At 65.1% G+C, this 9,871-nt stretch carries 9 protein-coding genes and 2 pseudogenes; 7 read left to right on the top strand and 4 right to left on the bottom strand.

Annotation, left to right across the window (positions count from 1 at the left end; all coding sequences use genetic code 11):
* Positions 1–123: 123 nt before the first annotated feature.
* Positions 124–276 (top strand): annotated as a pseudogene (locus tag MKCMC460_RS30110) (metal-sensing transcriptional repressor); the annotation flags it as partial.
* Between the two features lie 128 nt (positions 277–404).
* On the top strand, positions 405–974 hold the full coding sequence (locus MKCMC460_RS30105) for a pyridoxamine 5'-phosphate oxidase family protein (RefSeq protein ID WP_370653213.1): 570 nt from the start codon (positions 405–407) through the stop codon (positions 972–974).
* A gap of 200 nt (positions 975–1,174) precedes the next feature.
* Here MKCMC460_RS30105 and MKCMC460_RS30100 read toward each other — a convergent pair whose 3' ends face one another.
* Complete coding sequence (locus tag MKCMC460_RS30100; RefSeq protein WP_238306094.1) at positions 1,175–1,933, bottom strand: DUF2182 domain-containing protein; 759 nt, start codon at positions 1,931–1,933, stop codon at positions 1,175–1,177.
* 148 nt (positions 1,934–2,081) lie between these two features.
* On the opposite strand from MKCMC460_RS30100, the gene csoR reads away from it, so the two are divergent.
* The 4 genes from csoR to MKCMC460_RS30080 all read left to right on the top strand — a co-directional run bounded on the left by csoR (position 2,082) and on the right by MKCMC460_RS30080 (position 5,964).
* Complete coding sequence (csoR, locus tag MKCMC460_RS30095) at positions 2,082–2,432, top strand: copper-sensing transcriptional repressor CsoR (RefSeq protein WP_238306093.1); 351 nt, start codon at positions 2,082–2,084, stop codon at positions 2,430–2,432.
* A gap of 151 nt (positions 2,433–2,583) precedes the next feature.
* Positions 2,584–2,862, top strand: coding sequence for a DUF1490 family protein (locus MKCMC460_RS30090; RefSeq protein WP_238306092.1), 279 nt, complete (start codon positions 2,584–2,586; stop codon positions 2,860–2,862).
* A gap of 62 nt (positions 2,863–2,924) precedes the next feature.
* Positions 2,925–5,282, top strand: coding sequence for a copper-translocating P-type ATPase (locus MKCMC460_RS30085; protein ID WP_238306260.1), 2,358 nt, complete (start codon positions 2,925–2,927; stop codon positions 5,280–5,282).
* Between the two features lie 88 nt (positions 5,283–5,370).
* Positions 5,371–5,964, top strand: a complete 594-nt coding sequence (locus MKCMC460_RS30080) for a hypothetical protein (RefSeq protein WP_238306091.1) — start codon at positions 5,371–5,373, stop codon at positions 5,962–5,964.
* A 305-nt stretch (positions 5,965–6,269) separates the two neighbouring features.
* Here MKCMC460_RS30080 and MKCMC460_RS30075 read toward each other — a convergent pair whose 3' ends face one another.
* The 3 genes from MKCMC460_RS30075 to MKCMC460_RS30065 all read right to left on the bottom strand — a co-directional run bounded on the left by MKCMC460_RS30075 (position 6,270) and on the right by MKCMC460_RS30065 (position 8,865).
* Positions 6,270–6,752: an SRPBCC family protein gene (locus tag MKCMC460_RS30075; protein WP_238306090.1), complete on the bottom strand. Its 483-nt coding sequence runs from the start codon at positions 6,750–6,752 to the stop codon at positions 6,270–6,272.
* A 432-nt stretch (positions 6,753–7,184) separates the two neighbouring features.
* On the bottom strand, positions 7,185–7,607 hold the full coding sequence (locus MKCMC460_RS30070) for a universal stress protein (protein ID WP_238306089.1): 423 nt from the start codon (positions 7,605–7,607) through the stop codon (positions 7,185–7,187).
* 274 nt (positions 7,608–7,881) lie between these two features.
* Positions 7,882–8,865, bottom strand: coding sequence for a cation diffusion facilitator family transporter (locus MKCMC460_RS30065; RefSeq protein WP_238306088.1), 984 nt, complete (start codon positions 8,863–8,865; stop codon positions 7,882–7,884).
* Between the two features lie 433 nt (positions 8,866–9,298).
* Here MKCMC460_RS30065 and MKCMC460_RS30060 point away from each other — a divergent pair.
* Positions 9,299–9,818 (top strand): annotated as a pseudogene (locus tag MKCMC460_RS30060) (hypothetical protein).
* Positions 9,819–9,871 lie beyond the last annotated feature (53 nt).

The raw sequence follows: 9,871 nt of genomic DNA, 5'->3' as shown, positions 1-9,871 counted from the left end.
AGTGCGACAACGGATTATCTGGGCTCTGCCGCGCTGGAAAAGCTGACCGGGATACCAGCTTCGACCTGGCGGTACTGGGTCCTCACCGGAGAAGGCCCCGAGAGCTGTAAGCTCGGCCGCCGCTCCGTCAGCAGTGCCCTGCGGGCGGTGGCGTTGAACCTGCTCGACGAACACCTCGACCACTGTGTGAGCAGCGCGATCGCGCAGGGGGGTGACGAAGCGGATGCGAAGCTTGCCGAAGCCTCCGCCGCGATCGCGCGACTCGTTCGGTCTTGAGATGTCCCGGTTGACGTACATACCCTACAGGGGTATGGTTCAGGCATGACGAACACACAATCCTGCCAATGTAAGTCCACCGGCTGCACGTGCGGCGACTCTGCTTGCACCCACGCGGCGGGATGCCAGTGCGGCCACCCCGATTGCACCTGCAACGACTGATCGATGTGAGCCGGAGCCGGGACCATTTCGACGCCCTGGCGCGGGTTTTGGGCCGCCGAAAGTTCGCGACGGTCGCAACGCTGGGCAAGGACGGGCGCCCGCACGCGACAGAGGTGATCTACGCCATGTCGGAACCCGGTGAACCCGTTTGTTTCTACGTCACAACCCGAACCGCCACGCGCAAAGTGCACAACATTCTGGCGTGTCCGGACGTGGCCTTCGTTGTCCCACTTGCCCGCATCTCCGCTCCGTGGTTTCCGCCCCGTGCAGCTCAGTTCCAAGGCACGGCCGAGATCGTCGACGGTCAGGAGGAAGGCGCGCTCCGCGCCTTCAATTCTTCGTGGTTTCTCCGCAGAATCCTGTCGACCGAGCGACGGATCGTGTCGCGCAGCGGTGACCTGTGCTTCATCCGGATCCGTCCCGACCCCGTCATCTTCACCTACGGGGTAGGTATGTCCGTATGGAAAACTCTCCGCCGGCCGAAGGAGGCCGCCGGTCGGATCGCGATTCCTGCCGACCGGCTCTCCGAGCGGTGAAGCGGTCCGGCGGTAACACGGCCGGGCGTCCCTTTGAGCCGGTGGCTACGCCATCGATACTGCGCCAACCTTGCGGCCGAGGGTGCGCAAGCTCCATCGGATGTCAGCGACGCGCGGAAGCGGTTACAGAATTCGCGACACAGCGCTTTTGCGGCGCTATGAGGGAAGTGTGCTGTCGTCGGCGTTACCGCGGTGTCGGCTTATGAGATGAGGTAGGTGACAAATGTGGGGTGCACCAGTAGTGCAACACCGAGAATTGTGAGCATCGCCGCCGTCAGACGCCTTAGCTGATCGCCGAAGGGGGCTACTTTCTCCAGCCAGATCACAACCGCAAGCACCAGCATCCACGCCAATTGCATTGTGCCGAAGGCGATCAGCACGATCATCAGCATCCAACAGGATCCGAGACAATAGATGCCGTAGCGGCCTCCGGCAAGCAATGACCGAGCCGGGCTGTTGAGGTTGTGATTGCCGGGGCCGCGGGATGAGGACATGGGCCAGCGGCAGTGCTGCAGACACATTGCCTTGAGCGGCGTGAGCTGGTGCAGTCCCGCGACGAGTGCCACCGCGCCGGCGACGCGTCCGACCCAGGTACACGTGTGGTCCATCGGGCTGAGGCGGCTCGACGCCAGAAAGGCGGGGATGCCCACCGCGGTCCAAATGACCAGGTATCCGGCGACGAAGATGAGCGCTGGGATGACGTTGCCGGCTGCGGCGCGGGCATATTGGCGAACAACGGGTAGGACGGCGGGAAGCATCATCGCTGCCATCATGGCCACCCACGCGATAAGGAACGCGGCCAGCGGCATCGCGGATTGGGTGCCCATCGACATGTCGGCGCCGCGCATGCCGGCGGCGCTGACAACTGACCACCACCAGCCCAGAGCTGCCAAACTCAGCAGGACTGCCGGCAACCAAACATCGCCTCCCAACCGCACACGTCCGTGGCCGTCGCTCACTCGGCTGCTCCCTTCGGTTGGCGCCCAGCCTAAGGGCACTTCCTAAACCGCGCACGACAAGAACGCGATGACTAATTTCGTTTCTCGACACGCACGATAGCCCACCCCGGGTGGGGTGGGCTATGCTCCCCCTATGCGGTGTGGCGAGATGGAACTGACGGCCAAGAAGCATTCGGCGCTGAATCGTCTGAAGACGGTTCGGGGCCACCTTGACGGGATCATTCGGATGCTGGAGTCCGACGCGTATTGCGTGGATGTGATGAAGCAGATCTCAGCGGTTCAGTCCTCACTCGAGCGGGCAAATCGGGTGATGTTGCACAACCACTTGGAGACCTGCTTTTCCGCGGCAGTGCTCGATGGCCACGGACAAGCAGCCATCGAGGAGCTGCTTGATGCGGTGAAGTTCACGCCAGCGCTGACCGGTCCGCTGGCGCGATTGAGCGCCGTCGCGGTCGGCGAGGCCGCTGATGAGGGGCCGGCGGCGGAAGGGCGCCCCTGAGATGACAACGAGCATAGGCGCGGGTTGAGCAAACCATCGGTCACGGCTTGATGGCGGCCCTGGGTCGACATCGTCACACAGGCCAGGTGCGGCGTCAGAGAAGTCACTGCACCGTTGAGCGAGGCACCAAACAAGGAAGGGAGTGTTCACGATGACGGCAGTGCACGGCTTCTTGGCGAAGGCGATGCCCACGGTGGTGACCGGCGTGGTGGGGGTTGCCGCCTACGAGGCCTTGGCGAAAGCGCCGTGGCGGAAGGCGACTGTGATGGCTACCGCCTGGGGTATCCGGGTCGTCCGTGAGGCGGAGCGCAAGGCGGGCCAGAGCGCTGAGCAGGCTCGATTGACGGTCGCGGACGTGATGGCCGAGGCGAGAGAGCGTGCCGGGCAGGAAGGTTCACCGCTGACGGTGGCGGGCTCGGGCGACGAATGACCACTGGTGTCCTGTGCGACGTCGACGTCGCTTTGAAGGTCATGTCCAACGCGTCCGGACGAATGCGGGTGCACGTCAACGGCTTTGATGTCGACGCGGTCCGGGCCGTCGCGATCGAGGAGGCGGTCGCAAAGGTGCCCGGCGTGCAAGCCGTGCAAGCCTACCCGCGAACGGCATCGGTGGTGATCCGGTATTCGCCCCAGCAGTGCGACACCGCTGCTGTGTTGTCAGCGATCGCCGAAGCCGAGCACATTCCTGCAGAGTTGGTGCCACCGCGTTCCCCGCATTCGGCTGATATCCCCAGGATCGGTGTGGTGCGAAGGATTGCCAGCGGGATCGGGCTGGCGTTGTTCGGCTTGCACCGCCGCGTGGACGACCGCACACCCGACATCGAGAGTTGCGGCAGCTGCCAATCTGGACCGATCACAGCCAGCGAGTTGTCGCCTGCTGAGCAGACTAAGCGCGAGCAGCGCAGGTGGTTGCGGCGGGTCTGGCTGGCCTTGCCGTTGGGGCTGCTGTCGATGGCGGCGCCGATGTTGTTCGGTGCTTATCCGTGGGCGGGGTGGTTGGCGTTCGCCGCGACGGTGCCTGTGCAATTCGTGGCCGGGTGGCCGTTCCTCAAGGGGGCCGTGCAGCTAGCGCGTGCGGGGTCCGCGGGCATGGACACGCTGATCACGCTGGGCACGCTGACCGCGTTCGGCTACTCCACGTATGGGTTGTTCGCCGGCGGGCCGCTGTTCTTCGACACCGCGGCGTTGATCATCGGGTTTGTGGTGCTGGGCCGCTATTTCGAGGCCAGAGCCACCGGCAAGGCATCCGAGGCGATCAGCAAACTGCTCGAGATGGGCGCCAAGGAAGCCTGCCTGCTCGTCGACGGGCAAGAAATTCTCGTGCCGATTGGTCAGGTACAAGTCGGAGACCTGGTGCGGGTGCGTCCCGGGGAAAAGATCCCCGTCGATGGCGAGATTATCGAGGGGCGCGCCGCCGTCGATGAGTCGATGCTGACCGGCGAATCGGTCCCAGTCGAAAAGAGGACGGGTGACCGTGTTGCGGGGGCAACCGTCAACACCGACGGGCTGCTGACCGTTCGCGCCACCGCCGTCGGGGCCGACACCGCGCTGGCCCAAATCGTGCGCCTGGTCGAGCAGGCACAGGGCGGCAAGGCGCCGATACAGCGATTGGCTGATCGGGTCTCGGCGGTGTTTGTGCCGGCCGTCGTCGGTGTTGCCGCCGCGACGTTTGCCGGCTGGGCGCTGCTCGCGGCCAACCCGATTGCGGGTATGACCGCGGCGGTGGCTGTGCTGATCATCGCGTGCCCCTGTGCGCTCGGACTGGCCACCCCCACCGCGATCATGGTCGGCACCGGCCGCGGCGCAGACATGGGAATCCTGGTCAAGGGCGGCGAGGTCCTGGAAGCCTCGAAGAAGATCGACACTGTCGTGTTCGACAAGACCGGCACCCTGACCCGCGCCCAGATGCAGCTCACCGATGTGATCCCCGGCAAGCGTCGGCAGCCCGATCTGGTACTGCGGATCGCCGCCGCGGCCGAATCGGGCTCCGAACACCCCATCGGCGCGGCGATCGTCGCCGGTGCCCGAGAGCGGGGGTTAAAGATTCCAGTCGCCACGGAGTTCGCCAACTTGGCCGGGCACGGGGTGCGGGCCGAGGTCGACGGCCAGCCGGTGCTGGTGGGGCGGCGCAAGCTCGTCGACGATCACGATTTGGTTTTGCCCGACCACCTCGCTGCGGCGGCCGCAGAGCTCGAAGAGCAAGGCCGCACCGCGGTATTCGTCGGCCGCGACAGCCAGGTCGTCGGCGTGCTCGCCGTGGCGGACACCATCAAAGACGACGCCGTCGACGTGGTCCGTCAGCTGCATGCCATGGGACTGCAGGTCGCCATGATCACCGGCGACAACGCCCGCACAGCTGCCGCAATCGCCAAACAGGTCGGCATCGACCGAGTGCTGGCCGAAGTGCTGCCCGAAGACAAGGTCACCGAGGTTCGCCGACTCCAAGACGAAGGCCGGGTCGTCGCCATGGTTGGCGATGGCGTCAACGACGCACCCGCCCTGGTACAGGCCGACCTGGGCATTGCGATCGGCACTGGCACCGACGTGGCTATCGAGGCCTCCGACATCACACTGATGTCCGGCCAGCTCGACGGTGTCGTGCGTTCCATCCAGCTCTCCAGGCAGACCCTGCGCACGATCCATCAGAACCTCGGCTGGGCCTTCGGCTACAACACCGCCGCCATCCCCCTCGCCGCACTCGGCCTACTGAACCCCGTCGTGGCTGGCGCTGCGATGGGGCTCTCCTCCGTGAGCGTGGTGACGAACTCACTGCGCCTACGCCAATTCGGCCGCGACACCCGACGGGGGCCCGCCCAGCCTGCGGAACCCGCACTGGCATTGACGCGGTAATTCTCACCGCACAGCGATGGTTGGGAATGGGTGATCGCGAAGCTCATTGACCACAGACACATGATCGAGGTGTTCAGGAGGTAATCCGATGGCTAGAGTCACTCGGCGGGCGGCGCTCACGGCGCTCGGAGCTAGCGCAGTCATGGGTGTCGGGTATGTGCTTCGCGGAGTCCTTGGTTCACCCGGCCTGGGCATCCGCCTGAGCGACTGCGGCAGCATGATGGGTGCCACCCCGGCGGATATGAGCCTCTACATGGACATGTTCAACCGACACACGCAGATCACGCGCACGGTCGAGGAGATCCCCGGCGGCGTGCGCACCACCACCCAGTCAGACGCTCCCGATCTCGCTGCCCAACTGCACGCACACGTGTCAAGCATGTACTCCCACCTTGACCAGGGCTCCGAGGTCATGTGTATGAGCCAGAGCCTGCCAACACTGTTCCGCAACGCCGGCGGCTACCGCCGCCAACTCACCTTCACCCCAACCGGTGTTATCGCCGAGGAAACCGCAGACGATCCCGCCCTCACCGACGCCATCCGCGCCCACGCCCGCGAGGTCACCGGGTTCGTACGCGACGGAATGCCCGCGATGATGCAAGGCATGATGGGCGGTTGCGGCGGGATGATGGGACCCGGCGGCATGATGGGACCCGGCGGCATGATGGGACCCGGCGGGTAGCAGCTGGTGCCCGAGGCAAACGGTCGTGCGGTCGTTACCAACTCCGATCGGCCGCCGCGCACCGTGGCAGAGCACCCCGAGGCCAAGCCCGGCGAGCCCGAGGCCGAACCGGAGGCGATCGAGGCGGAGGTCATTGTGTTGGAGCCGCTGCCCCGCTCACAGTTCCGCGTCACGGCCGCTCAAGTATGGGGCCGCAGCGTTAGCCCGTACGACCCGCTGCGCGGGTGGCTTCCGCCGCTGATCTGCCTCTCACGGACAGGCATTCTCACAACTAGAGTTCTGAGACTGGGTGGAGGGTCGGCGAGCTAGCCAGGATTGGTCGCTTGGTGTGCTTCTGCTGCGAGCTTGAGACGCCGCAGTGTTTCCTTCATGCCGCGTTCCACCTGCCTTCCCCGAGGCAGCAACAACTCCATTACTCTGTCCAGGGTTGAGCACCACACAAACTGGAACGACTCCGTGAGCAGTGTCCCAGATGGCGATGGCTCCATGATGTATTGCCACCGGGTTTCTTCACGACCTGTACGGTCGTCGACCGTCACGAACGAGAATTCCCGGCCAGGCTCAGCGGCGGTGATTATCGCCGTTCTTTCCCAGCGATAGCGGCCCAGCCGGTTGTATCCACGAAATCGGGCATCAACGGCAGCAGCCGTTGCACCGTCCAGCCATTCGCAGCTATAGCACTCGGGACTCCACTCGCCCATGCGGGCGATGTCCGCGATTAGGTCGTAAACCAGTTGAGGCGGCGCGGCAATGTTCACACTGAAGCGTCCCTGCTGGGGTGTGGGCACCGAACTAGTGTCTCTCTTAAAGTGGTCAGCCACACCGAGAGCGGGCAACGAAATCGAAGACGACCTGATCGGGACCACGGACTCTGGTGCCGAGGCTTGGCGGGCGCAGTACTACTGCCAATCCCTCGCCGCTCTTGGGAAGAAGAAGCGGAGTGACCACGAACGGTAACCTCGATGGGCAGCGGGAACACTGGCAGGTCACGTTTCAGGTGAATCCGAATATGAACGGCACCCACCCGGGCAAGCCGGGCGCGTACGCTGCCGAGTTTCTTAGGCAACAGCACATCCGCGAGGTGGTGGAACTCGGGTCTGGACAAGGCCGCGACATTGACGCCCACGAAGGTCGTGGCCGGGACCGACCCACCGCGAGCCCGATGCCAGATGGAGTTGGGCGGCCAGGCCTGTATCGCATGGGTGGGATGGACGCGTCATCTATGGGCGGATGATCACGACGGGGCACGGGGCGTGCTGGGCGCATTGGGTACTGACCGAACCCAGCAGCAGCCCGGTGAAGCCGCCGCGGCCTCGGGAACCCACGACCAGCAGGTCGGCGTCGCGTGCGGCCGCGGTCAGCGCCTGCACTGGGGGCCCCTCGGTGACGACGCGTTCGACGGTATCGGCATCGGCTCCCAACGCCTTACGGACAGCGGTGTGTGCTGACTGCTCGGCGTCCTGTTGTAGCGCCTCGTGGGCGGCCTGGGCGGCAAGGCGGGCGATCTCGCCGCCCTGGAACGGAAACGACCAGGCGTAGACGGCCCTCACCGTGGCGCCGCGCAGGCGCGCCTCTTCGAGGGCCCAACGAAGTGCCTTCCCGGATGCCGGGGAGCCGTCGATTCCAACGACGATGGTGGCCATAGCGCCTCGATTCGGTTTAGACGGTCAATGATGCCGTGTGTGGGTTTACAGGTGTCCGACGGTTCGAAGCACCCCGACGGCTTTGGTGCTGGACTCGTGTCCGCCGCGCGTGAGCACGAGCCACCGTGACGAGTTCGTCACCACTCCCGCCGCAGTCGGTGGTGGCGACGCACCGAAAGCCCTGCCCACCAGCCGCATCCACCGCCCATCAATGATCGCGGCGGAGCTGCAACGACAGCCATGTGGCTCCTTCCGCGACGACACGATACTTGGGTCAGTCCGGCTGTTCTGGCGAGCGGTGAACCGGTCCGTGCGGTGCAATGCAATGCTCGTCGTGGCCCTGCCCGCCGCTGCGTTCGCTGCCGGCGTGGTCGACCTGCAAGGTGGTGTGGTCGAGGTGGTACTCCGTATGCAGGAGGTTTTCGATGTCGCCCCGCGCGGCGTGGCAGTCGACGTCGCTGCCGACTAGCACGTGCGCCGACAGCGACAGCTGGCCCGACGTGATCTGCCAAACGTGTAGATCGTGCACTTCGACCACCTCATCCATGGCGGCGATGCGCGGCCCGATGACTGCTGGGTCGGCCTCAGCGGGGGCGGCTTCCAGGAAGATCCGTCCGGATTCGCGCACCAATCCCCAGCCGGCGCGGGCCATCAACACCGCCACCAGCAGCGCGGCGATCGCGTCCGCACGGGCAAATCCGGTGACCCACACCACGGCGCCGGCGATCGCGGTTCCGATGAACGCATACAAGTCGTTGAGGATGTGCCGGAAAGCCCCCTCGATGTTGAGGCTGCTGCGGTTGGCGCGGCTGATGCTCCAGGCCGCGGCGATGTTGACCACGATCCCCACCAGGGCGGTGATGAGCACCAGCGGTCCCGAGACCTGCGGTGGCTCGATCAGCCTCCGCACCGATTCGTAGACAAACCAGGCCGCCAGCAGCAACAGTGTGATCCCGTTGGCCTGCGCCGAGAGAATCTCCACCCGTTTGAAACCGTAGGTGTATCGGCCCCCCGCGGGCCGCGCGGCGAGCCGGATCGCCACCAACGCCAACGCGATCGAGCCCGCATCGGTGAGCATGTGGCCGGCGTCGGAGATCAACGCCAACGAATGCGCCAGCACGCCCACGACCACCTCGGCGGCCATGAACCCGACAATCAACACCATCGCGATGGCTAGCCACCGCCGATCCGCCTCCGCCGACAGCCCATGGCTATGGCTGTGGCTGTGGGCATGGCCGTGCCTGTCCTCATGCCCCATCCCGCAGAACCTTCCCACCAGTTCGAATCACCCGTGTCTGGCACCCCGTGGTATTGCGTCTCGTTACGAGCGTGCGGCCACTTCGGATCGACAACCCGAGAACACATTAGCTCATGCGCATGTTCAAATACCAGGATCACCGGGTCATTGCCAACCCGCGGCGACGAGTAGGCAGGTCCACCAGCACGTCGGTCCTCGTCGGCGCTCCAATCCCCGTCCGATCTGAGCATCCTCGCGAATTGCGCACGCGGCCGCCAGCACTGCGAGTCGACACCACCCACCTTGCGCGGGTCGAGCACCCAATCGGTCAGGTCGCCGCTGCGGTATCACCGACGGCCTCACGGGCGCCGGCGGTTTGGGTTCGGCGTCGGAAGGGATACAGGCTCAGAGATAATCGGACAGGGCCAAATTGACGAGGCGGGCGGTGCTGGTCATGCTCGCCACCGGTGGCGGTCTGCTTGGTCTGGGATATATCCCCATAGCGTCGTCGTCAGTAAGCCGCGCGGAACCGGACTTTGGCGGCGTGAACGGCATGGAGATGAGCAAATACATGAACATGTTCATGCGGCACACTGAACTCCGACGGCAGCGTCGAAGACATTCCCGGAGGTGTGCACACCACCACCGAATCGGACTCTGCCCACCTCGTCGCCGGCGCATGCCTCGTCGATATATACCCATCTCGACCAGTGCGCCGAGATGACGTCCATGAGCTCGAGTCTGCCGACGCTGTTTCGCCGCGCTGCGGACTATCAGCGCCAGATCACCTTCACCGCCAAGGGATTGGTCGTGGTGGAAACCGCCGCCGATCCCGACCTGACCAACGCCATCCGCGCGCATGCGCGCGCAGTCACCGGCTTTGTCGTGGAGGGCATGCCGGCGATGATGCAGTCGATGATGGGCCGGGCGGCATGATGGGTCCTGGGATAATGGGCGGTATGCACGCGTCCTGAGTCCACTGAACGGCCTGGTTGCAGGCGATGCGGCAGTAAGCGCACGCCAACGC

It is taken from the genome of Mycobacterium sp. 20KCMC460, assembly GCF_022179425.1.
Lineage (GTDB): Bacteria > Actinomycetota > Actinomycetes > Mycobacteriales > Mycobacteriaceae > Mycobacterium > Mycobacterium kiyosense.
This window is presented reverse-complemented; position numbering and strand designations above follow the sequence as displayed.

Coding starts and splice junctions, on each gene's coding strand:
- csoR (WP_238306093.1), top strand. CDS start 2,082: ATGGAACTGACGGCCAAGAAGCATTCGGCGCTGAATCGTCTGAAGACG.
- MKCMC460_RS30090 (WP_238306092.1), top strand. CDS start 2,584: ATGACGGCAGTGCACGGCTTCTTGGCGAAGGCGATGCCCACGGTGGTG.
- MKCMC460_RS30085 (WP_238306260.1), top strand. CDS start 2,925: ATGCGGGTGCACGTCAACGGCTTTGATGTCGACGCGGTCCGGGCCGTC.
- MKCMC460_RS30080 (WP_238306091.1), top strand. CDS start 5,371: ATGGCTAGAGTCACTCGGCGGGCGGCGCTCACGGCGCTCGGAGCTAGC.
- MKCMC460_RS30070 (WP_238306089.1), bottom strand. CDS start 7,607: ATGGCCACCATCGTCGTTGGAATCGACGGCTCCCCGGCATCCGGGAAG.
- MKCMC460_RS30065 (WP_238306088.1), bottom strand. CDS start 8,865: ATGGGGCATGAGGACAGGCACGGCCATGCCCACAGCCACAGCCATAGC.